Below are 22,639 nucleotides of genomic sequence, written 5' to 3' on the forward strand. Positions count from 1 at the left end.
ATGTAGGGAAATCGCTGACCGCGTTTCCCCGTCTGGGGCTTTCTTTATTGTTTGCGCAGCCAGTTCGCCGCGGCGTACCAGATCATGCCGACCGCAATCAGCGCCAGGCCGGCCTGCCAAACGGCGGCGTCGACCCAAAACGGCAGCAGCAAACAGATCGCCAGGCCAAGCCAGGAAACCGTCGTCGGGTAAAGCCTTTCCGCCGGCGTCAGGCGAATCGCCGCCAGGTTCGTCAGCGCGTAATAGATCAGCACCGTAAACGCGCTGAACGACCAAGTCGTCTTCACGTCGCCGATCAGCGTCAGGCCCATCACGATCAACGCGACCAGCAAAACGGCGGCCGTCGGCGTGGTATTAGCCGCATTCAATTCTCCAAAAATCGCCGGCAGATCGCGGCGGCGTCCCATCGCCAGCACCACCCGCGAAAGTCCCAGCACCAGGTTCAACAGAACGCCGGCCATGGCGGTTGTGGCGCCAACCGCGATCACGTTAGACAGGAGCGGAGAACCGATTCGAATCGCGACAAGTTCCAGTGGGGCGCCTTGCTGCAGTGTGGCGGCGGATAGTTCGTCCGCCCCCAAGACGCCGACGGCCACAAAGCCAATTAGCCAGTAAAACGCCATCGCGATTCCCAGCGTTGCGATGATCGCAATCGGAATTGTTCGCCGGGGGTTCACCACTTCTTCGCCGAGCGTTGCGATGCGACCGTAACCGGTGTAGGCGACGAACATTAGCGCGACCGCCTGAGCGAAGCCGAGCGGCGGCGTCAGGTTCGTCGACACGGGGGAGAAGAAGGGCGTAATCCGCTCGCTCGAAAAACTGGACAGGCCGAAAAATATCAACAGCGCCAGCGCGACCAACGAGATCGTCACCAACACCGCATTGGCGAAATTGCTGCGGCGAATTCCGGTCAGAATCGCTCCCGTTACCAGCAACACCATCACCAAGCTAATCGGGAGTCGCCACGCAGGGGCGTCAATTTGGAAGAGGTTCAGCAAGTAGCCGGAGAAGCCGAGCGCCGCGGTCGCCGCCGAGGCGGACTTGGCCGCGACAAACATCCAGCCTGCTAGAAAGCCCAAGCTCGGGTGCAACCAGCGGTATCCATATTCGTAGGTCCCGCCGCTCACCGGATGAGCGGCAGCCAACTGGGCGCTACTCAAGCCGTTGCAGATCGCCAGCATGGCGGCCAGCGGAATCGCTAACAATACTGCAGGGCCAGCAGCGCCTGCCGCGATGCCGATACTGACGAAGATCCCCGTTCCGATAATCGAGCCGAGGCCAAGCAGGATAGCGCCGACCAAACCAACTTCGCGCGTCAGACGTGCCGGCGATGGCGAAGCGGGGGAGTCAGGCGAGGCGTCGTTCATGGTTGATTGTCAGGCGGTCGATGGAGAGCGATTTCGTTTAGCGTACCGTTTGGCGCTATGCGAAAGAATCCCGTAGGAGAGCGACGAGGAATTGCCGCGGGCGAAAAAACTAAGAATTAACAGAGGTTTCGCACTACCACAGTAGGCGTGGAAATCGCGAAAAAAGGGGGCGAATACGGGATTTTCGTCATGACGTGGTCGGCACGACTCGCGTTAGAATACGACCATAGAGGCGTCGCTAACTGCGAGGAAATGTCTGGATGAAGGTTTCGTTGATTGGGCTGGGCAAAGTTGGCTCGGCTGTCGCCCATGCGATCGTACTAAAAGGCTTGGCGGACGAATTGGTGCTGGTCTCGCGCCGTACCGAAATCGCGAAATCGGAAGCCGACGATCTGAATCATGCGGCGGGGCTGGAAGACCACTCGGTCGACGTGCGAGCAGGAGGTGACGAAGCTGCCGCCGGATCGGACGTGATTCTCTATTGCGATGCGTCTCCCAGTACCAACATCGATGTTGATCGCTACAGCGCCGCCCGCGGCAATCTGCAGCGGTTTAGCGAACGGATGCCGCTTTTGGCCGCCGCCAGTCCCAACGCGATTTGCGTGATGGTGACCAATCCGGTCGATGTGATGTCGTGGTTCGCCCTGCAGGTCTCCGGCTTCCCGCCAGAGCGGGTGTTTGGCGTCGGCACGTTGCTCGATACCGCTCGATTACGGCGGCTGTTGTCAGAGCGGCTTAGCGTCCACGCCAGCGACGTACGAGCCTACGTGATCGGCGAGCATGGCCAAGATCAAGTCGCCTCGTTCAGCAGCGCCTCGCTAGGGGGCGAACTGATGAAGCCGGATGAAGATCTAATGTCGCTCGCTCGCCAGGCGGCCGATTCGGCTGGTCAGATCTATCGCACTCGCGGCTATACCAACTATGGCATCGCTGGGGCGACGATGATGATTCTGGATGCAATTCGCAACAACCGACGCCGGACCGCCCCGGTCAGCCTACGAATCAATGACTACTACGGCGTGAAGGACGTGTGCCTGTCGTTGCCGGCGGTGATTGGCCGACGAGGTATCGAGCGAGTTCTGCGTCCCGAGTTGAACGACGCCGAGCAGGCGACCTTTCACCGGGGAGCGGATCGAATTCGAGCGGCGATTGACGCGTTGGCGCCATCTTTGACCGCCGCTTCTTAAAGTGATGGTTTGCCATCGGAACCGACCTAGAGCGGTTTTCTTCAATCTTTAGCATTCTGGCTGGTTGCGGCCGCGCTGGTCGGCGTTGACCTGCATCGACGAATCTTGAGGATTCGCCTGCTTCGGTCGCCTTGACCAGCTTGCCTCACTGACAGTCCGTCGAGAAAATCAACGGACTGATAGGCGTAGTCCCCATCCGCTTTTTGAAAACGATACTCGTCGGTTCACCGCTCTTGCCCAGAGTCGATCGCTGCGTGGATCCCTTCGATCACGCGATCCCGATCATCGGGATGGATGCCCGCTTTCCACCACCCGGCGTCGGCCCCGACTTGCGATTTGGAGTAACCGAAATTGCGGCGGATCCCTTCGTTCCAGCGAACCTTGTTCGTATCGAGATCCCAGTCCCAGACAGGCAAAGGATACGACGATCGCGACGACCTATCCAAAAAGGGTGGATTGCAGGAGTTTCGACACAAGCAGTCTCAGGGTGGGAACGCCGGCACTTTGGAGTGACGAAAGTTCGAAAGCGAAGGAAGCCTAAATGCTATCCTATGCGGTGTAAATCGGACAGCCAATCGAGCCTTGCGGCCTACCGAAAATTCTCGGCCAGCGCGGCCATAAAAAAAGCCGCTCCTCAACTTGAAGGAGCGGCTTTTGATCGGTAGAGCTTTCGGGGCTCCGTTACTGCACTTTGGTCAGGGCTTCGGCCGCGGCGGCACGAACCGCGTCGGACGAATCTTCGTTAGCCGCTTTGGTCAACGCCGCTTTGGCGGAGGCCGCCTGTTTGCCAAGCATGCCCAGCGACTTGGCCGCTTCCAAGCGGACCAAGTCGGAACCTTCGGTCAACGCGGCCGTCAGGACCGGCGTCGCTTTGGCGGCGGCGGGACTGGTCGAATCGATATGAGCGATGGCCCAGCCAGCGGCAACCTTGGTGAACTCGACGTCGCTGTCCAGCAGCGGCGCGATTTGCGGGATGGTCGCTTTGGCGGTCGGGCCAATACTGCCCAAGGCGTACAGAGCGCTTTGCTGCAGGCCGGCCGTTGGGCTGTCGAGGAATTTGGCGATGTCGTCGGTCGCCGGAGCGGCCGCAGCCCCCAGACCGCCCAAGACCATCATCGCTTCGCTTTGCACCTGGGGATCGTCAACTTTCAAGGTTTCGATCAGCGCGGGAACGGCAGCTTTGGCGTCTGGGCCCAGGCGACGCAAGATCGCCAGAGCGTGCATCCGCAAGCCTTCGATTTCCAAGGCCTTCGCCAGTCGCGGCGTCGCCTTGGCGCCAAGCGAAACGATCGCTTCGCGGAAGTGAACGACCACCGTCGGATCGGTGTCGGTCAGCGCCTTCAGCAAGACCGGTGCTACCATCTCACGGGGAGCGTCCAGTTCGGTCAGGCAGCGAGCCGCAGCGGCGCGAACGTTGGCGTTCTTGCTCTTCATCCCTTCGACAAGATCTTCGACGGCGTGTTCGACCGCTTCCTGGTCTTCGGGGTGCAGGCGAGCGACGCCCCACTCGCCCAGCATGTGCATGAACTCGTCATCCGAGTTGGAGGCCGATTCCAGGGCCGTTTCGGACGCCGGATCTTTGATCACGCCCAACGCGTAGGCAGAAGCGTAGCGGACCGCCATCGAGTCGTCCGCTTCCAGCGCTGCGGCCAATTGACCGACGGCCGGTTTGGCCCCGGCGCCAATCTGGCCGAGCGCGACCGCCGCTTGCATGCGGGTATCAGGGTCTTTGTGCGACTTGAGGACTTCAGCCAAATTCGGCGCGGCGCTTGCCGCTTCCGGTCCCATTTCGCCCGCGATCAGGCAAGCCCAGTAGGCGCCACGTTCGGTGGTCAAAGCCTTCTTCAAAACCGGCAGCGACTTCTTGCCTGCTTCGGCCAGGGTGTGCAATGCCGGCACGACGACGCTCGGATCGGCGTCATCCAGGATGTTGGCGATCAGCGGCAACGTCTCGTTCGGATCGGTCGGCAGCTTGCGAACGGCGCCCATCGCGGCGCGACGGACGATCGCTTCTTTGTCGGTGATCTTTTGGATCAAAGCCGGAACGGCCGGCAGCGCTTTTTCGCCGATCTCGCCGATCGCGTAGGCGCTGTAGGCCCGCACTTCAGCATCCGGATCATCCAGGCCCTTGGTCAACGCGGCCAATGCCGGAGCGGCTGCGGTTTCGTATTCGGCCAAGGCCCGAGCGGCGTGCCAACGCAGTTCGACGTTGTCGCTTCCCATCGCGGCGATCAGAGCAGGGACCGCTTTGTCGGCGTCTTCCGGTTGACGAGCCAGGGCGTCGGCCGCGGCGACCGCCGCTTCCCCTTTGTCAGACAACGCTTTGATCGAATCGGCCGCGTCGGCCCAGACGATCGAAGCGACCGCCAGCGGCAGGGCCATGGAAAACATCAGTCGTTTGATCATTGCAGACTCCGCAGAAAAGTACGTCGCCAGCGACGTGTGATTGCTAGATAGGTGTGGGAAGCTTGTGGTGTAGCCGCAGCCGACGAGCCAGGATTAGCCCGACGGGAATTGAGCGTCGTACACCAGCGATTTCATGAAGTTGCTGGCGTCGACGAAGTCTTGCGGCGAATAATCGCGAATGCGGGCTTTCAACTCGTCGTGCATCGATTCGGCGGTGCCGGTGACGTTGCGATACTCATCGACGTTGGCGTACGAACCTTCGCGAGCACGCATGGCGAAAGCCAGGTTCAGCTTTTCCCGGTACTCGTCGTATGGCTTGTCGGTCAGGATGAAGGGCCAGTTGATCTCGCCGGTGAGCGGATCCAACTGCGATGCAGCTAGACGCTGCGGAGCCCGTTCCTGATTGAAGCGGAACAGTTGTTCGCTGGTCGGCTTCGGTCCCGCCATCTCGGCGCGGAACTCGTTGTTGCGACGTCGCATCTCGAACCAGACTTGCTGGGCGCGATTCCGATTTTCGATGTACTGGCTGCGAGCCTCTTCGACGTCGATCGCCGCACGGGCTGTGTTCAAATTGTATTCGCCCTGGGCGCGAACGATGTCGGCCAAACCGCGGGCATGACTTTCCCCAACGGTCGAAGCCGAAGCGCCCGTGTTATAGTACCATTGGGCCGACGCAGTCTGAGCGACTACCGATGTGATACCGATAGCCAGAAGTAGTCGAAGCGACATGACGCATCCCTCGATTAAGTCGTATACGATTCAGTAATTCTGGATCGCGAGATAAGGCTTTGGGGAAATGGGAAGTCTTCGCGGTTTACGAAAACAACCATTCCAGAATAGCCGAACCGATGTCGAAAGCAACAAATCCGGCCTATTTCCAGGTCTTGCGTCCCCCCCGAGCAGGCTCTGCTAATCCCCGACTAATCAGCCAGAAACTTATGCAGCTTCTGGGCCAATCGAGGCCAGTTTCCCCTTTTCGTCTCGCATTCCCACACAATAAGTACCCGCCAGCCCAGTTTTCGCAGCGATTTCTGGGCCCGGCGATCGCGCTGTTGATTCCCGCTTAACTTCTTACGCCAATAATCCGCGTTCTGTTTCGGCAACGGACGTCGACCTTTGGCACAGTTGTGCTGATGCCAGAAGCAGCCATGTACGAAAATTACTTTCCCGCGACCGGGGAAAGTCAAATCGGGGCTCCCTGGCAAGTCGCGTCTTCCCAGCCGAAAGCGGTATCCCAGACGGTGGGCCAAGCTTCGCACGATCCGCTCTGGCCGAGTGTCGCTCGACCGAACCCGCCGCATGATTTCGCTGCGACTTTCGGGATCAAAATTATCGGTCGAGCGGGACATTCGCGCTACCGGCAAAAAAGCTCCAGCTGGCGGGGCGAGCAACACTCGCCGGCCAGGCGGTTGAGGTAGTTCTCCCCAATCCAGTTCAGGACGCTTGAGCAGACGGCGTCGCCGAACCCAAACAGGGCGTCGTTGTTCGAGCCGCTGATCGTGAACTCGCCGGCCCCCATCAGCCGAGCGCACTCTCGCGGCGTCAGCAATCGGACCGCATATTGGCCGTAGCCCGCCTTGAACAGGATCTGTCGTCCGCTGCCTCCTTTGGGCGTGCGTAGACAACCGGCCAGACCATCGGTCCGCATTTCGGCCATTGAGCGCTTCTCGCCGTTCGCCCCTCGGCGGACCCGGCGGAAGACCGCTCCATAACTCCAGCGGCGCTTGGCGATCATCGCATCGGCCTCGGCTCGATGCCGCGGGCTCATCTGGTTCAGCAGGTATGCGGCTCGCTCCTGCGACCACCAGGATGGGTCGTCCTTCGGCAGTTTTTCGAGGACGTCGCCCAATTGATTGTCGCTGGCGGTTGGCGGCTCCGGCAGGTCGGCGCAGCTCCAGATGATCTCGGGGTGACGCTGAACGAAGTCGACCAAAGGAGCGGGGCGCAGCTGAGACGGAGTCAGGTCCTCGCTCTCGATCGTAGCGTCGTCATCGACCGCTTTGGCGACCACAAACAGGCGGAGTCGACTTTGCGGCGTAAACCACTTGGCGTCGAGCATGATCGGATCAACCCGATAGCCCAAGTCATTCAGCGCCGACAGGACCGCCGCGAAATCGGCGCCGCCATGCGAGTTGAGTAGCCCTGGAACGTTCTCTAGCAGCACCAGCGGCGGTCGACGCCCGCCGAGCCGTTTCAGTACGTTGTGGAATCCCCAGAAGGCGGACGACTGGGCGCCTCCCAAGCCTTTGCGGCCCCCTGCGAGCGATAGGTCGGTGCAGGGGAACGAGGCCGTAGCGAGAGTCACATCGGGCATCTCCGCCACGTCCAACTGATGGACGTCTCCCAGAACGAACGAATCGTCCGCCCCAAAGTGCCCTTCATACTGGCGGCGTTTACCGGCGTCGATGTCGTTGGCGAAGCGAACTTCCCAGCCAGATCGTTCCAGGCCCAGACGGACTAGTCCAATCCCGGCAAAGAATTCGGCGAAGGTGCGCGGCGCTGGAGCGGACATAGTCGACTTCCGGTGTCAGAGCGATTGAGGAGCCCGCATTATCGCCGAGATGGGCCAAATGCTCAATCGTCCGCCGCAGAGAAGTTGGCGATCAGCAGGTTCGCTGCATTAAGTGCGGGTGCCGGAGTAAATCTCGGCGTATTCGATGATCCAGACGTCGATATAGTTGGTGAAGGTGTCGAGATCGACTTCGGCCAACTTTTCAAAGTAGCTGCGGTTAAAGGTCTCTTTATTACGAATGGCGCCCTTGGCGGTCAGTTCCAGGACGTGGACCGACGAATGCGGGCGAATCGTCATTTCGAGACGACTGTACAAGCTGCGACGCTTACCGCCGGTCAGGTCGAGGTCATCGCGGTAGCAGGCCGCCCCCCAACCTTTTTCGCCGTAGATCGTTTCGGTTTGAAAACCAGGGAAGTAGTTCGGCAGGGCGCCGACGCATTTCTCGATGTAATCCGACAGCTGCAAGCGAAACTTGCTGTGCAGCTCTTTGCACTCTTCTTCGCTGAGCGCTTGGGTGCGGATCGCCTCCGACTTCGCGGCGCTGCGTTTTTCGCCGCGCTGGATCGCTTTTTTCAGACGGTCTTCAAAATCATTCATGAATCTGCAGGTCGCGGCTGAGCGCACAGGAGGAAGCGAAAGGGGCGATGCGGACCGAGGAAGGGTGGGGCGAGAAGTCCCTTCCCAGCAAGCCGAGCGGAGCTACTTCCCCTTCGGCTTCTTGTCTTTCTCTTCTTTCTGATTCAGGAACTGGGCAAGGTCGCCGAACGAGCGAAGCGGCTCTTTGCCTTCTTTCATCGCCTCGGAAATCGGCTTTGCCGGCTTCGGTTTCGATTTCGAGACGAACGACTTCGATTTCGGCTTGCCGTGCGGACCGTGTTGCGATTTGGCGCCGTGGCGATTCTTGTCGCGCGGCGGACGTTTGGAGCGTTCCGGTCGATCGACCCGCTTTTTCGCCTCGGGGGCGGGGAGCGGCTTTTCGGTGCCGGGCTCGATCGCGGTTAACGAAACGCGACGACGGTCTTTGTCGATCTCGACAACCCAGACGGTGATGACGTCGCCGACGCTGACCACTTCGTGCGGGTCGCTGACGTAGCGATTCGCCAGGCGGCTAATGTGCACCATTCCGCTGTCATGTAAGCCGATGTCGACGAACGCGCCGAAGTCGACCACGTTAAGGACGGTTCCCGATAGTTCCATCCCACTGCGGAGGTCTTCCAGTTTCATGATGCCGCGACGGAATAGCGGCGGCGGGAAATCGGCGCGCGGGTCACGACCGGGGCGCGATAGCGAATTCAAAATATCGCGGGTTAGGTGCTCACCCACTTCCAACTCGGCGGCGAACGACTCGGGAGAAACCCCGGCGATCTTCTTCACCAATTCGGCATGGGGGGCTGACGGCGCCTCGGCTTTCGGTGGGGCTTCCGGCGTCTCGGCAACAGCCGCTTCTGCCGACGCTTCGGCTTGGGCGGGTTCTTCGGCGGCCGGCGTTTCAGCCGCCGGCTCTACGGCAGCGGTTTCGGTCGGCGCTGCCGGGGAAGCGGGTTCCACCGCGACGGGCGTCGTGGGAGGTTCGATGACTGACGTTTCCGCCGTCGGCTCGGTCGGTTCAACCGTAATCGGCTTGGCCGGCTCCGTGGGCTTGCCGGTCCGGACCTGGTCGACGGTTGCGTCGAGCTTGGTGAGGACCTTCTCGGCGACTTCGTAGCTTTCGGGGTGGATCCAGGTGGCGTCGAGCGGATTCTCGCCATCACGGATCTTGAGGAACCCGGCCGCCTGCACGAAGGCCGAATCGCCGAAGCCAGCGACCTTTTTGAACTCTTCACGCGACTTGAACGGACCGTTTTCGCGGCGGTACTCGTACAGCCGACGGGCGGTCAACTGATTCAAGCCGGAGACGTAACTGAGTAGCGCCGGGCTGGCCTGATTCACGTCGACGCCGACGTAGTTCACGCACGATTCGACGACGTTGTCGAGCGTCTCTTTCAAGTGCTTTGACTTGACGTCGTGCTGATACAGGCCGACGCCAATGTTCGACGGATTGATCTTCACCAGTTCCGACAGCGGATCGAGCAGACGACGGCCGATGCTGATCGTGCCGCGAACGGTCGCGTCGAAGTCGGGGAACTCTTCGCGACCGAGTTCGCTGGTTGAATAGACCGATGCGCCCGCCTCGTTCACGATGACGTAGACGACTTCGCGGTCGGTGATGTCTTTGGAGATGATCGACGCGACCAGGTTTTCGGTCTCGCGGCAGGCGGTGCCGTTACCAATCGCGACGATGTCGACTTCGTTCTGGCGAATCATCTCGATCAGCCGTTGGCGACCGCGAGCGACGCGATCTTCCGGCCCAATCAGATGAATGACCCCTTGTTCCAGAATCGTGCCGAATTGATCGAGCGCCACCAGTTTGCAACCGCTGCGGAAACCAGGATCGACCGCTAAGACGCGGCGTCCATGAACCGGCGGTTGCAGCAGGAGCTTGCGAAGGTTGCACGCAAAGACGTCGACCGCGTGCCCTTCGGCATGGTCGGTCAGTTCGCGGCGGATTTCCCGTTCCAGGCTCGGCAACATCAAACGCTGCAGACCATCGCGCAAACAGGGCTTCAGGAACTCGACTTGCGGGTGATCGGCCGGAATCGCGGTCTCTTCGGCCAGCGCGTTCAGGCGATCCCAGTCGCAATCGATCTTCACGCGAATGAATCGGGTGCGATCGCCGCGGTTGATCGCCAAGACGCGATGATGCGGGATCTTGGAGATCGGCTCGCGAAAATCGTAGTAGTCCTTGAACGCTTTTTCTTTCTTGCTGCGTTCACGGTCTTTCTGCTTGCGGCGCTTGTCGCGGCGCTGCTCTTGCAGGGCGCGACGCTTGGGATCGATCGTCGCTGCAGATTGTGTGGGGGGGGCAGCTGTTTCGGAAGCGGGAGATTCGTCGGTTGTAGTTTCGGCAGCCGGCGTCTCTTCGGCGGGGGCCGAAGGTTCCGTGGCGACGGTTTCTTCCGGGGTCGCCGCTTCCGCAGTGCTCTCTTCCGCAGTACTCTCTTCCGCGGTGGGCTCCGGCGATTCTTCCGCTGGCGGCGCTTCGGCGGCGGGTTCGCTGGCGGCGTCTTCCGACTTCACGTCGTCGTCTGCGCCCGAATCGCCGTCGTCGCTCGCTGGAGATTTTGAGCTAGAGGTCTCAGCCGACTGTTCGATTCGAAGGGTGACCAGCGAGCCGGTCTTCCACATGAACTTGCGCAAGCGTCCGCGGAGGATAGCGTTTTCGGCGAACTCCTCGGCCAGGATGTAACGCACTCCTTGCAGAACGGCGGAGACGTCGGCCAGCTCTTGCTCGGCGTTTACGAAGGCGGCTGCCCGGGTTTCGAGATCGGCGGCGGCTAATTTACCTTCCAGCACTTCATTGGCCAGCGGTTCGAGACCGCGCTGTCGCGCTTGCGTGGCCAGCGATTGTTTCTTGGGCTTGAAGGGAAGATAGAGGTCTTCCAGCAGCTTAGTGGTCGGCGCCTTCTGAATCTTGTCGGCGAGCTTGTCGGTCAGCTTTCCTTGCGACTCGATCGACTTCAGGATCGTCTGCTTGCGCTCTTCCAACTGGCGAAGGGCGGCAGTTCGGGCTTGGACCTTGCGGATCTGCTCTTCATCTAAGCCGCCGGTTTCGTCTTTTCGGTATCGCGTAATGAAAGGAACCGTGTTCCCATCATCCAGCAATTCGACGGTACGTTGAACTTGTTCAACCGGCAGCCCCAGTTCGCGAGCCACGATGTTGAGGTCGGACGAGACTGTGCTTTCCATATTCGCCAACAGGTATCAGGTGGGAGACGCGCGATTGCAGTTAAGGGGCGACGGCGCGAATCAAAGGCTTGCCAGAGCGGCGTCTGCGCATGGGACGCCAGACCGGCAATCTAGGGGTTACCGTTTTTGTTGTCAAGGATTCGCGAAGCGGCAAGGTCCAAGAATTAACACAGAATTCCCCTATTCGTCGTCTTTTCACGCGTTGCGCAATCGGCGACGCCCCGCTTTGGCGAACTTTACCGATTACGCGGGTGCGGCGAGCCGGTCGCCGCCAATGCGGTGCAGTTGCAGCGATTCTTCGCGATATATCGGCGGCATTATGCCGATTTCGATTCTTAGACGGAGCGATTGGGCCAGATGCGAGTCTTGCCGACGCCCCTTTCCGAGCCGCCATCGCTAGGACATTTCGCAATGGCCCCGCACTTACGAGTTTATTACGGTCCCGAAGACGAATCGACGCCGGACGTTTTGAGCGAAACGCCGGAGATCGTCGTCGGCGACGCGATGCGCGCCTTGGATTCTGCAAATCGACGGGAAGGCAAAGAGCCGAATGTCCTGCCGGAGGGCGGGACCTTGCAGCCTGGCGTGGCGGATATCGCGATCGGGCTGGAAGAACTGCTGCAGCTGATCGAGGAAGCTCGCCGCTGTGGAGTCGCGCTGCAAGACGAAATCGAAAACGAGACGGTGCTGGTTTCCCGTGATCTCTTTCGCGCTCTGCTAGCGTACCAGACGCTGCTGCAACCGCAGATTTCGTCGCATTAGAGCGGTTTTCCTCCATCTGTATCGTTCTGGCTGGTTGCGGCCGCGCTGGTCGGCGTTGACCTGCATCGACGAATCTTGAGGATTCGCCTGCTTCGGTCGCCTTGACCAGCTTGCCTCACTAACTGCCTGTTGAAAAATGCCCTCGTGGCATTTTCCAACCTCGCCAGGCTCAGAGCATAGCTCTTCGCGGCTCGCAAAATAACGACTTACGTCGCTATTTTGGGATCGCATCCCTGCGACCACGCAGTCCATCGAGAAAATCAACGGACTGCCAACGCCAGAAACGCTACAGCTATCAGAAAAACGCTCTAGGACTCCGCCGCTTCTAGGCGGCCAAGGCGTCATGTGCAAAGAGGTATGCCCCGATTAAATCGTCGGTGGCGGAAGAGCGGAAGATGCGCGAAGCTGACCCAAGAAACGCGACAAGCGTCGCTTGCTGCTTGCGACGCTTGTCGAGACGTTCTCCGCAGCGGCGCGAGAAACGCCAGCTGCGCACGAACTATTGGCTTAGTAGCCCGGGCTGTAGGGGCACGGATTCAGAAAATCACGCGGGCCGCGGGTGGTGTAGTAGGGATAGGTCACTTCGGGCGAATAGCCGCCGGCGCCCATTGCTCCAGCGCCATCGGCCACCGCCGGCGGAGCGCTGACGCTGGTTGGGTTTCTGCAAGGATTGGCGCCGATGCAATGGCAACCGACGCTTCCGACCGTCATGGCGGTCACTGCGGCGAGCAGTGCAATTCGTTTCATCTCTCTACCTTCTGGATTCGTGTGGCCTGGTCCGGGTCGTATTTTCAGCGCTGGCCGGCTCTGCGGGAGTCGACGCGCACTTGGCTCTCCATCTGCTAAATCGGCGGTAGAAACCCGAATATTGAATAATTCGGCATCTTCGGCGCGATTGGCAGTTGCTAGCATCCCACGCAGCGGGGGCGCGATTAGAGGCTGATCTGCGTCCAGGATTGCGCCTGGGCCGACGTCAGCTGCGAAAGAATGCGGATCTCGACCTCATCCAGGTAGGCGGCGATCCGGTTTTCCAGTTCCGCTTTGAACTCACGATAGACCGTCCAGATCCGCTCGAAGTGGGCGTTCGCTTCCAGCAGAATTTTTTGAATGTCGGTCTGCTGCTGCTCGCTCAGGTTCATCGATTGCCACGCTTCTGGCGAACTGAACGCCGTAATCCGTTGCACCCGCTTCGCCATCGGATCGGTACGCAACTGTTGGGCGAACAGGTGAAGCTGTTGTCCCTGGCTGGCGAGCACTTTTAAGCCGTCGTTGCGAGGAATGTCTGCCCCCGAGGCATATTGCTTCCAGTCCTGCGACATCGACGCGAGAATGCCGCCGAGCGCCGAATCTTCGGCCGCGCTGGCGTTGAGAATCTGATCTTTGAACATCCCCAGCGACACGCCGAACGTCACCGAGGCGGCGACAAAGATGATTGCAGCGGCGCGACGCCAGGCTGCGCGATGGAATTCGGTCGCGGAGATTTCGCGAATGATTCTTACCCCGACGCGCAGCAGCGCTTTGGTCGGAGGGAGTTTACGATCGGGCGACGGGTTTTTGCAGCCGACGCTGGTTACTTGTACCTCGAACGCGCTGCTGTTGAGCACCAACTGAGCGATTTCGCCAAACAGAAAGAATTCTTCTTCGTGCTCCGGGTTTACCGTTTGCAGGCGCGTTTTGGCGACTTCGAGTTCGATTGCGAAGCCAGCCATCGACTCATCCAGCAAGCGGACGCGGAATTCCTCTTTGCCCAGCACCAAGCGTCCGTTGACGTTCTCCGGCAAGACCGGAAAGCGAATCGACGTTCGACGCTCTGCTGGCATGACGCATTCGTCCGAAAAGAAAAGGATGATGAGGCGGCGGCTTTTTTCGCCTACCTGAAAGTTAAGACAAAAATTGGCGGGAGGGGAAGAATTAAAGGAATTCCTGGCTGGTCCCCTAATGCTTGGCTCCGGAAAAGCCGTTACAACCGTCATAAACCGCATCGCGTTTGCCTACGACGGATCAACCGGCAACAATAAGTGGTTGCCCCAGCGCAGTGTGCTTGTTTCCTTTTCTCGCGCGATTTCGCTAGTCGTAGACATGTCTGTTGAAACTTCTCTGGCTGACCAAGTGATCACGCGCTATCGCAAAGCGGCGGAGATCAACCTCAGCAATCCCTGCCGACGCGGAAATCTCGTGACGCTCTCGACCGGGGGGGACGCCGTGGATGTGATGGTCACCGCCGATTTGCATGGCAATCGACGCAATTTCCAGCGCATCCTCGAACTGGCGGCCCTCGACATTAACCCGCAGCGACACCTGGTTTTGCAGGAAGTTTGCCACGGCGGCCCGACCTATCCTCATGGCGGGGGCTGCATGTCGCATTTGATGTTGGAGGATGTCGCCCAGCTGGTTTGCGAATACCCGCATCGAATTCATTTCCTGCTGAGCAATCACGAACTGGCCGAGATGGTTGACTTCCCGATTCTCAAAGGGGGAAAGATGCTCAACCTGATGTTTCGGGCTGGGCTGCAAGAGATGTACGGCAATCGGACCGCGGATGTCCGCGACGCGTATCTCCATTTCCTCCGCAGCTTGCCGATCGGCGTGAAGGCGGGCGAGCGACTATTGATTTGCCATAGTCTGCCGGAGAAGTGCGACGAGAAGCCGTTTGACGCCAACGTCTTTGATCGCCCGCTGGCCGAAGAAGATCTCTCGTGCCAAGGAGACGTGGGACGCATGGTCTGGGGACGCGACTTCCGGCAGGAGAACGCCGATGCGTTTGCCAAGCAGACCGGCGCTCAGTACTTTCTGACCGGACACGAACCATCGACCGACGGCTTTCAAACGCCCAACTCGCGGCAAGTGATTCTCGATTGTTGCTGCCAGAACGGTTGCTATGCGATCCTGCCGGTTGACGACGGGATCAGCTACGGCAAATTGCTGGCCGAAGTGCAACGTCTGCACAAGCCGGCGCCTTCTCCGTACGGCATGTAAGGAGTCTGCGATGCCTGACCCATCCAGGAGCGATCCCGCAGCGCCGCGACGAATTCCGGGTCGGTTTAGCGAGTTGAATCTCAACGGGCGCTACATCGCCGGGGCGATCGCCGCACTGATCGCCTTTGCAACGTTTATCACCGTCGGGTTGATCATCGGGCTCTCCAGCTTGTATCAAAGCGACGCCAGTCCGTGGGTGGCGGCGGTGATTATCGGGGTTTTCGCTGCGGTCGTCAGCTTTCCCTTGGGACTGTTCATTGGTGCAGTAATCGCGCAGATTATGGGATACGCGAACTCTAAGCGCGTTTGGGTCCCTAAGATCACGATCACGGGCCTGATGGTAACGACGTTTTTCTGCTGCGCAGCGGCTTCGCTGGCTTACTACGCTTTCAACTACACCAGCGACGCCATGCCGCGTCGGTATCTGTTTATCGTTGTGGCGCTGGCGATGCCGCCGCTGTTGATGATCATCATCAGCCTGGGGCGAGTAACGCTGCGCTGGCTCCATCGTCGCTATCATCCGTACAACGCGGAAGTGATTGACGAAGACGTCGAAATGTAGTCGCGTCCGCGTTATTGCATCTTGAGAAAGGCTCGCCAGCCGGTGCGATGCGGCAGCGGCAGGTTCAGGCCGTCGTTATGCGAGTAGACGGGCTCGACCGTGTAGTAGAGGGCAGGGGCGTTGTCGGTTGCGATCTTCAGCAGGCGTTGCAGCTTGCGACGATGGCAGTTCATGTAGATCAGCAGCACCGGGCCGTCCCGTCCTTCGCCGGTGAAGGTCGTCACGGCGATGGCCAAGCTCTCGCAGCGCCTTGGCTACTTTCAGCCCGTCGGGCGGCGAAATCATGCGAACGATGACATGGCCGAGCGTCAGAAAGCGTTCCAAGCGAATGCCGACCGCATTGCCAGCGGCGAATCCGCCGGCGTACGCCAACAGCAGGACTGGATTTTCGCCAATGCCGGTGATCACCTGCGAGATCGCGATCGTCCAGATCAACACCTCGAAAAAGCCGAGGCAGACCGACAGCCCCTGGCGGCCTTGTACAACCGAGATGGTTCGCAACGTGCCGATCGACACGTCAACAATTCGCGTGCAGAAAATGAGGAGGGCGACGACCCAAGCCGGTTGGTCGGCGAGGAAACGCATGTTGGGCTCAAACAGCAGGCGTTTTGGTGAGAGAGGGCGAAAGCGAGATTGTCGCGGACAGTCGCAAGCGCGCTAACTCCATTGACGGAATTCGCGGCAATAACGCACTTTTCGCCCCAATCGGCGAGCCGGCCTTCCTTGGTTCTCAGCCCATTTCGACCTACAATACAGGGTCGTTTGAGCCACTCAGGGAACCGTCATGAATCAGTCGATCGAGCTAACGCATTGGGCATGCCTGCCACGGGTGGAGCGATGTTGAGTAGCATTCATGACGACGTTGCGGTCGAGTCGCTGCGAAAACGCCTGGCGCTGGACCCCCATCGCGTGCGGCGGCTGCGGAACCGGCTCTGCAAGCTGCAAGGCTCTGATGAGGAGGCCTTGAGCGAGTTGCCGACCGCCGCGCGGAAGGCGTTCGCCGACGAAATCCTTCTGCATGAGTTGACGCTCGACCAGCGGTTCGATTCGCAGGTCGACGGCGCGTCGAAGCTGCTGTTTCGGACCAGCGATGACCTGCTGCTCGAGTCGGTGATCTTGCGCGTCGCTACCGGGCGGACCGCCTTGTGCATCTCTTCGCAGATTGGCTGTGCCGCAAATTGCGACTTTTGTGCAACCGGCAAGATGGGGATCGCCCGCAGTTTGTCGGCGCCACAGATTCTCGACCAGGTCGTGCAAGCGAACCAAATGTTGAAGCCGGAAGGCCGCAAGGTTCGCAACATCGTCTTCATGGGGATGGGAGAGCCGTTTCACAACGTCGCCGCCGTCAACGAGACGCTGTCGAAGTTGGTTTCGCCGCTTGGTTTTGATCAATCGCCGCGGCGGACGCTCGTTTCGACCGTGGGCTTGCCGGCGGCCATGGTCGAATTCGCTCGTAAGTTTCCCGGCGTCAATCTAGCGCTCAGTCTGCATAGTGCGATCCAATCGCGGCGAGAAGAGATCATTCCGTTGGCGGCCAAGTACGACCTGACAGAGTTGCGGGCCGCCCTGCAGCAGGTCGCCGAGATCAGTCAGCAGTCGATCATGATCGAGTATCTGATGCTCCGTGGTGTCAACGATGGGCCCCAGGATCGGGCCGCGCTGGCGGAGTACCTGCGAGGTCTGCCGGTGCATATCAACTTAATTCCCTACAACCGAGTTGAAGCGGCGCCTCACTTGGAGGGGACTGCGAAAGAAGAGCGGGAAGCGTTTGGCGCCGCGCTGCGGGCCGAAGGGTTTACCGTAACGATTCGCTATTCGTTGGGCGCCGACGTCGACGCTGCCTGCGGCCAACTGGTCCGGCGCGAGAATCGTCGGATCGCCGCCGCCGCCGCTCAATAACGGCTCGCCATTGCCGCTAGGCGGCGAATCTTGCCAATAGGAGACCAATTGATGTCATACACGTGGAAGTATCCGCTTTACGTTGTCGCTCATTCCGGCGGTTACGCGTCGATCGTCGATCCGCAGGACGAAACGCGCCAGTTGCTGGTCGTGCTGACCTCTGAGGAGAAGGCGCTCGGCTTCATGCAGCAGTTTGCGATTTTGGGGGCGCCGCGGCTGTTGAACAACGACCGGGAGTTCGCGTGGCTGTTGGAGAGCCTGCAGGAACCGGTGACGATGGTCTGCTTTGATCCCGATCCGCTGGAGAAGGATGTGAACGCCGCTTGGGCGACGACGGTCGAAACGCTGGTGAACGATTACCTGGACGTGGACTATTCCCCTTGGAATTATCCGGTTTGCCTATTGCGGCAAGAGACCGGCTATAGCTCGATCGCGGGAAAGGGCGCCGAGGGGAACTCGGTTGTGGTCCTCTGTCTGTTTACCGACAGCGAGTTGGCGGATGAGTATCTGATCAAGACCGGCGAAGCGGGACTGGTTGAGTCGCTGGAATCGATGGACGCGACGCGTGCGGTGATCGAATTGCTGCAGGACGAGATTGCCGCAGTAGCGGTTGATCCCGAGGTGCGTGAGACGGGGCGCGTCGCCAGCAATTGCATCAGCGTAGATACGTTATTGAGTAAGTATCTGATACGAGCCTAACGAGGTGCTGCCACATGCTTAGGCAGGCCTCTCGTTGTAAAGTGGAAATCTAAAATAATTGATAAAACGCGTTTCTGAAGGGCTTGGGAGAGATATTTTTCCCTTCGCGTGGTTAATTTTCGGTTTTGCGGGAGAATTTCGGGCATCCGCATGTCAATAAACGCCCAGTTTCTATGGCGTCAATTTCCTTCTTAACGCCTGTCTGCGGCTCAGTGTTTTCCGCAGCCAAGTTTTTGGGCAGTAATTAGCGCAAACTTCGCCCATTCTTCGGCGGCGCGCTCGCTGTGGCCAATGCTAGCACGCAAACAAACGGCAATCATCGATTCGTTCCTTTTGTCATGATGACGCTCGTTCGCTGGGCGCCCCGAGATTCAGCGAATGCCTGCCAAGTACGAGACCCGGTTTCACACGATTCCCCATCGTCGCTGAAACCGACGCGAATCCCAATCGCGAACCAGAAAGCACCAAGGGGCTGGAACAATGTGGAACAGAATGAAGAAGGTTACGCCGCAGACCTGGATTGCGGCCGCGTTGCTGTTGCTGTTGGCGTCGCCGATGTACGGAGACCGCGTTCTTCGTACGGTTCGCCGCATCTCGCTGCTGCATGAGTATCAACAAGCGTTGCCCGGATTGGTTGGGCAATACCAACTTGATGTCGATGAAGAGTATCACTGGTGCGATGGAAGCCAGGGCCGCATTCTGGTCTTCAGCCAAGTCGAAGGCGGCAGTCAACATCGCCACGTCGTTTTGACCGATCTAGACTATGTGTCAAAAGGCGCCTACCAACTTAACGTCGCGGGCAAGCTTGCCGGCGTTTCTTTGATTCCGCGAATTCACCCCGTCGTGGAGCTTGTTCTTCAAGATGGTCCGGACCACATCCGTTCGGTTCACTATCGCCTGACTCCGCACGGAGTCGAGGAAGCGTACCGCAAAGATTTCGCCGCTCCCGCCAATTTTGATCCCACCTACAGCGACGTCGCCACGGCGTCGTCCTCCCCCGATTTTTCCTCCTAGACCGATTCCCACCTTACGCAGACCTCCCGGAACAGAGATCCAAGAAAGAGGGTACGAACTATGAACGAAAACAAGAAGAGTCCGAACTGGATTACCACCTTGCTGGCCGCGATCGTGTTGGCCGCGCTCGCCTATCCGCTGTATGGCGACAACGCCTTGTGGATCGTCCGTCGCACTTGCATGGTCGAGGGTTATCAACGCCCGGATGGCCTGTGGCAACGCGATTACTCGCTGGTTGCGGAACGCGACGTTGTCTTGAAGGGTGGCGGTGAACGCAAAATGCTTCTCTTCGCGTCGGAAGAAGATCAGACGAAGCCGGTTGAAGCGACCAAACGCCACGTCGTCGTGCTGACTGACCACGCCTTTCATGAGTCGGCCAGCTACGAAGTTCAGTTCAGCGGACCGATCTTCCGCGCTACGGTCCTGCCGCACCGCGAACCGATCTTCGAAGTGGTTTGCCACGGCGAAGGCGGCGTCGGCCTGGTATGCCAACGCTTTCTGCTCGGTCGCCAAGGAGTGAAGAAGATCTTCCCCGAAGTTCGCGCTTCCAACGAAGCGATTACTTCGAATCTGACTTCGCTTCGACCTGGCGCGTAAGGGTCGCTCCCAAGTAGCTGGAGCCGGTGCGCGACGTCGAGGGCTCGCCGGTCAGGATCAGCGTATTGCGATTGATCGCCGTCCACTCAAAGCCGGTTAGACGTTTGTCGTCCGGCTTGGTGATCGTTAGCTTTTCACCGTTCGCCTGGTATACGCCGGCCATGTTCAGCTTCGGCCGAACCAGCTTGAACTTGTCATCGCGGGTCGCTTTGATGACGACCTGATGTTCGGCGCCGAGCGGCAACGTCATCAGCCACGTTCCTGCGAAGTCGATCGGTTCTTTCGGCTTCCAGGCGAGTGAGATCGCCGCTTCCCGTTTCTCCGCTTGATCACGCTTCGGCAGTTTGGGCTCGGCGTCGATTGCCGGTTTCTCCTGCTTGGCCTTAATATCGCGAATCGCGCCCGCGTTTTGGTCAACTCGCACGTCCAGCTTTTTGAGTATTCCGAGCACCTCGTTGATCACTGGCGGCCCTACCTTTTTCGCGTTGGCGCTCTTGATTGCGGCGCCATTCTCGTCAACTTGCCCGCCGAGAACTTCCAGCCGCTTCATCAACTCTTCGATCACCTCCGGCGGAACCTGGTGTGACTCGACATGCTTGATGGCGGCCAGGTTCTTTTCGACTTGCTGTCCCAGCTTGGATTGTCGCTCGAACAGTTCCGCCATTTCCTTCGGGCGAATCGCATTTTCCGTCGTTCGCTCGATCGCGACGCGGTGCTTGTCGGTTTGCGTTTCGATTTGTTCCAGGCGTGCCTCCAGGTGGCGGATCTTGGCGATCAGTCCATCGATCAAGCCTTCGCCCGGTTCTTCGGCGTGGGTTGGCGAGGTGAGCAAGAGCGTCGCGGCGCAAGCGAGTGCGAGCCAATAGCGAGACATGAGGCTGATCCTTCCAGGGGCTGGAGCGAAGAGGGGATAGAACTGCTATTTATCGTAGTCGGTCAACTCGTGGGGAGGAAACGCCGCCCGCAACGCGTTGAGCACGACCACCACATCGATCACCTCTTGCGAGATCGCCCCAGCGACCGGCGGCAGCCATCCAGCCGCGGCGATCAGCATCCCCAGCATGCTCATCGCGATCCCGCCGATGGCGCTTTGCAGGGCGATGCGGCGCATGCGGCGACCGATGTGCAGCAGTTTATCGACCGTTTCGAGCGAACTGTCGAGCACCACGACCGCCGCCGCTTCGGTAGTGACGTCGCTATTTTGGCCAAACGCCACGCCGACCGTGGCGGTCGCCAAGGCCGGAGCGTCATTGATGCCGTCACCTACAAACAGGGTGTCAGCGGCGGCGGTCTCGCGGCGAACCAACTCGAGCTTCTCTTCCGGCGTCTGATTGAAATGGACCTCGGTGATGCCGACCTGCTCGGCCAGGAACTTCGCTTCCGATTCTCGGTCGCCGGTGACCAGCATCAGCTTCTCGATATGATGCTGCGGGCCCAAGTGGTCGATGAACCTTTTCCCCTCCCGGCGCGGCGCATCGCGGAAAAAGTAAACCGCCGCCAACTTGCCGTCGACCAGGATGACGCATTCCAGCCCCCCTTGCTGCTCGGGCAAAGTGGCGCTGGGATCACGCTGCAGCAACAGCTTGCGGCTGGTGACCCAGACCTCGCGGCCATGCACGATGCCGCGCATCCCTTCGCCAGGTCGCTCGTTCACTTTGGCCACTTCGTAGGTCGCGATCTCCGCCGCTTCCGCCTCTTGCTGGATCGCCTCGGCGAGCGGGTGCTTGGAATATCGCTCTAGACTGGCAACCAGGGCCAACGTCTCCATCGCTTCCGCATCGTCGGCGTTCCACTGCTGGTAAATGCGCGGAGCGCCATAGGTTAGCGTTCCGGTCTTGTCGAAGATGACCGTACGGCAGCGATCGATTCCTTCCAGCGCCGCGGGGATGCGGACGATGATTCCCATCTGAGCCGCCAGCGAAATTGAGCCGATGATCGCCACCGGGATCGCGATCAGCAAAGGGCAGGGGGTAGCGACCACGATTACTGCCAAAAACCGGGTCGCATCGCCGCTGGCGTACCACGCGATCCCGGCGACCAGTAGGGCCAGCGGCGTGTAGAACGCGCCAAGTTGATCGGCCAGGCGGCGCATGCGGGGGCGCTGCTGCTCCGCCTTTTGCATCACTTCCATGATTTTCGCGTAGCGCGAGTCGATCGCCTGACGTTCGGCCTTAATGGTAAGCGCCCCGTCGCCATTGACCGCGCCCGACATGACGCTGACGCCGGGCGTTTTTGACATCATGTAGGGCTCGCCGGTCAGGTACGACTCGTCCATGACGCTATGCCCTGCGATGACGACGCCGTCGACTGGGCAGACTTCGTGCGGCAAGATCACCAGGACGTCGTCGATCTTGATGGCGTCGACGGCGACGTCTTCCAATTGGTCGCCGTTTTGGCGGTGGGCGACCGCAGGGAGTCGCTTGGCCAGCGCTTGCAAGACGGCCGAAGCCCGGCCGACAGCCAGCGACTCCAGCGCTTCGCCCCCCGAAAGCATCAGCACCACAATCGCCCCGGCCAGGTATTCTCCCAAAATTGCCGATGCGACGATCGAGATGCCAGCCAGCAGGTCGGCGCCAAACTCGAGGTGGATGACCTTATCAAGCAGTTCCAGGATCAGTGGGATGCCGCCCACCGCGAGCGTGATCCAGAGAGGCAGGTTAAATGTCGACGGCTCGGCGTGGACCGCAAAACGTAAGCACAAATGGAGGGCGATGCCAAGAATCGCCAGCACGGCGATTGCCCATTGTCGCCGCTGCCAAACCTGCTGCCAGAAGGATGTCGGTGGAGGGGACGCGTTCATGAATGCAGGTCTTGTCGCGGGCGTTTTTGGGGAAATGTCCGCTTTAGTCTAGCGAACTACCAAGGTTTGCGG

At 59.7% G+C, this 22,639-nt stretch carries 21 protein-coding genes and 1 pseudogene; 8 read left to right on the forward strand and 14 right to left on the reverse strand.

Annotated features, from left to right (window positions below; genetic code table 11):
* Window positions 1–44: 44 nt before the first annotated feature.
* Entirely contained in the window at window positions 45–1,367 is a 1,323-nt protein-coding gene (locus Enr8_RS03520) for an APC family permease (RefSeq protein WP_146429220.1), read from the reverse strand.
* A 260-nt stretch (window positions 1,368–1,627) separates the two neighbouring features.
* Between Enr8_RS03520 and Enr8_RS03525 the strand changes: the two genes are divergently transcribed.
* Entirely contained in the window at window positions 1,628–2,554 is a 927-nt protein-coding gene (locus tag Enr8_RS03525; protein ID WP_146429221.1) for a malate dehydrogenase, read from the forward strand.
* A 224-nt stretch (window positions 2,555–2,778) separates the two neighbouring features.
* Here the strand turns inward: Enr8_RS03525 and Enr8_RS03530 are convergent, their stop codons facing one another.
* The 7 genes from Enr8_RS03530 to Enr8_RS03560 all read right to left on the reverse strand — a co-directional run bounded on the left by Enr8_RS03530 (window position 2,779) and on the right by Enr8_RS03560 (window position 11,258).
* Complete coding sequence (locus Enr8_RS03530) at window positions 2,779–2,970, reverse strand: PAS domain-containing protein (RefSeq protein WP_186767409.1); 192 nt, start codon at window positions 2,968–2,970, stop codon at window positions 2,779–2,781.
* A gap of 265 nt (window positions 2,971–3,235) precedes the next feature.
* Window positions 3,236–4,960, reverse strand: coding sequence for a HEAT repeat domain-containing protein (locus Enr8_RS03535; RefSeq protein ID WP_146429223.1), 1,725 nt, complete (start codon window positions 4,958–4,960; stop codon window positions 3,236–3,238).
* Window positions 4,961–5,053: 93 nt separating this feature from the next.
* Window positions 5,054–5,689 carry a hypothetical protein gene (locus Enr8_RS03540; RefSeq protein WP_146429224.1) on the reverse strand — a complete coding sequence of 212 codons (636 nt, stop codon included), beginning with the start codon at window positions 5,687–5,689 and terminating at the stop codon, window positions 5,054–5,056.
* Between the two features lie 191 nt (window positions 5,690–5,880).
* Window positions 5,881–6,309, reverse strand: coding sequence for a very short patch repair endonuclease (locus tag Enr8_RS03545; protein WP_146429225.1), 429 nt, complete (start codon window positions 6,307–6,309; stop codon window positions 5,881–5,883).
* 5 nt (window positions 6,310–6,314) lie between these two features.
* Window positions 6,315–7,472: a DNA cytosine methyltransferase gene (locus Enr8_RS03550; protein ID WP_146429226.1), complete on the reverse strand. Its 1,158-nt coding sequence runs from the start codon at window positions 7,470–7,472 to the stop codon at window positions 6,315–6,317.
* Window positions 7,473–7,580: 108 nt separating this feature from the next.
* The gene (locus Enr8_RS03555; RefSeq protein WP_146429227.1) at window positions 7,581–8,069 is read right to left on the reverse strand and encodes a hypothetical protein; all 489 of its coding nucleotides are present in this window, start codon (window positions 8,067–8,069) and stop codon (window positions 7,581–7,583) included.
* Between the two features lie 102 nt (window positions 8,070–8,171).
* On the reverse strand, window positions 8,172–11,258 hold the full coding sequence (locus Enr8_RS03560) for a Tex-like N-terminal domain-containing protein (RefSeq protein ID WP_146429228.1): 3,087 nt from the start codon (window positions 11,256–11,258) through the stop codon (window positions 8,172–8,174).
* 411 nt (window positions 11,259–11,669) lie between these two features.
* Here Enr8_RS03560 and Enr8_RS03565 point away from each other — a divergent pair, with 411 nt between their 5' ends.
* Window positions 11,670–12,020 (forward strand): hypothetical protein, encoded by a 351-nt coding sequence (locus Enr8_RS03565; protein ID WP_146429229.1) that lies wholly within the window; start codon window positions 11,670–11,672, stop codon window positions 12,018–12,020.
* 507 nt (window positions 12,021–12,527) lie between these two features.
* On the opposite strand, the gene Enr8_RS03570 is transcribed toward Enr8_RS03565, so the two are convergent.
* Both Enr8_RS03570 and Enr8_RS03575 read right to left on the reverse strand, forming a co-directional pair.
* On the reverse strand, window positions 12,528–12,767 hold the full coding sequence (locus Enr8_RS03570) for a hypothetical protein (RefSeq protein ID WP_146429230.1): 240 nt from the start codon (window positions 12,765–12,767) through the stop codon (window positions 12,528–12,530).
* Window positions 12,768–12,952: 185 nt separating this feature from the next.
* Entirely contained in the window at window positions 12,953–13,840 is an 888-nt protein-coding gene (locus Enr8_RS03575) for a hypothetical protein (protein ID WP_146429231.1), read from the reverse strand.
* A gap of 259 nt (window positions 13,841–14,099) precedes the next feature.
* On the opposite strand from Enr8_RS03575, the gene Enr8_RS03580 reads away from it, so the two are divergent.
* Complete coding sequence (locus Enr8_RS03580; RefSeq protein ID WP_146429232.1) at window positions 14,100–14,996, forward strand: metallophosphoesterase; 897 nt, start codon at window positions 14,100–14,102, stop codon at window positions 14,994–14,996.
* Between the two features lie 10 nt (window positions 14,997–15,006).
* Complete coding sequence (locus Enr8_RS03585) at window positions 15,007–15,558, forward strand: hypothetical protein (protein ID WP_146429233.1); 552 nt, start codon at window positions 15,007–15,009, stop codon at window positions 15,556–15,558.
* An 11-nt stretch (window positions 15,559–15,569) separates the two neighbouring features.
* Here Enr8_RS03585 and Enr8_RS25975 read toward each other — a convergent pair whose 3' ends face one another.
* Both Enr8_RS25975 and Enr8_RS26555 read right to left on the reverse strand, forming a co-directional pair.
* Window positions 15,570–15,782 (reverse strand): hypothetical protein, encoded by a 213-nt coding sequence (locus Enr8_RS25975; RefSeq protein ID WP_186767410.1) that lies wholly within the window; start codon window positions 15,780–15,782, stop codon window positions 15,570–15,572.
* A gap of 163 nt (window positions 15,783–15,945) precedes the next feature.
* Window positions 15,946–16,143: pseudogene (locus Enr8_RS26555) on the reverse strand (DUF5698 domain-containing protein); the annotation flags it as partial.
* A gap of 252 nt (window positions 16,144–16,395) precedes the next feature.
* On the opposite strand from Enr8_RS26555, the gene rlmN reads away from it, so the two are divergent.
* The 4 genes from rlmN to Enr8_RS03615 all read left to right on the forward strand — a co-directional run bounded on the left by rlmN (window position 16,396) and on the right by Enr8_RS03615 (window position 19,767).
* Window positions 16,396–17,457 (forward strand): 23S rRNA (adenine(2503)-C(2))-methyltransferase RlmN, encoded by a 1,062-nt coding sequence (gene rlmN, locus Enr8_RS03600; RefSeq protein WP_246119933.1) that lies wholly within the window; start codon window positions 16,396–16,398, stop codon window positions 17,455–17,457.
* A 51-nt stretch (window positions 17,458–17,508) separates the two neighbouring features.
* On the forward strand, window positions 17,509–18,156 hold the full coding sequence (locus Enr8_RS03605; RefSeq protein WP_146429237.1) for a hypothetical protein: 648 nt from the start codon (window positions 17,509–17,511) through the stop codon (window positions 18,154–18,156).
* 492 nt (window positions 18,157–18,648) lie between these two features.
* A complete protein-coding gene (locus Enr8_RS03610) occupies window positions 18,649–19,170 on the forward strand; it encodes a hypothetical protein (RefSeq protein ID WP_146429238.1) in 522 nt (173 codons plus the stop codon).
* A gap of 60 nt (window positions 19,171–19,230) precedes the next feature.
* On the forward strand, window positions 19,231–19,767 hold the full coding sequence (locus tag Enr8_RS03615; RefSeq protein ID WP_146429239.1) for a hypothetical protein: 537 nt from the start codon (window positions 19,231–19,233) through the stop codon (window positions 19,765–19,767).
* Here the strand turns inward: Enr8_RS03615 and Enr8_RS03620 are convergent.
* Together Enr8_RS03620 and Enr8_RS03625 are read right to left on the reverse strand one after the other, a co-directional pair.
* Window positions 19,730–20,641, reverse strand: coding sequence for a hypothetical protein (locus Enr8_RS03620; protein ID WP_146429240.1), 912 nt, complete (start codon window positions 20,639–20,641; stop codon window positions 19,730–19,732). The genes Enr8_RS03615 and Enr8_RS03620 overlap by 38 nt on opposite strands.
* 45 nt (window positions 20,642–20,686) lie before the next feature.
* Window positions 20,687–22,567 carry a heavy metal translocating P-type ATPase gene (locus tag Enr8_RS03625; protein ID WP_146429241.1) on the reverse strand — a complete coding sequence of 627 codons (1,881 nt, stop codon included), beginning with the start codon at window positions 22,565–22,567 and terminating at the stop codon, window positions 20,687–20,689.
* Between the last annotated feature and the right edge of the window lie 72 nt (window positions 22,568–22,639).

The sequence above is a fragment of the Blastopirellula retiformator genome (assembly GCF_007859755.1).
GTDB lineage: Bacteria > Planctomycetota > Planctomycetia > Pirellulales > Pirellulaceae > Blastopirellula > Blastopirellula retiformator.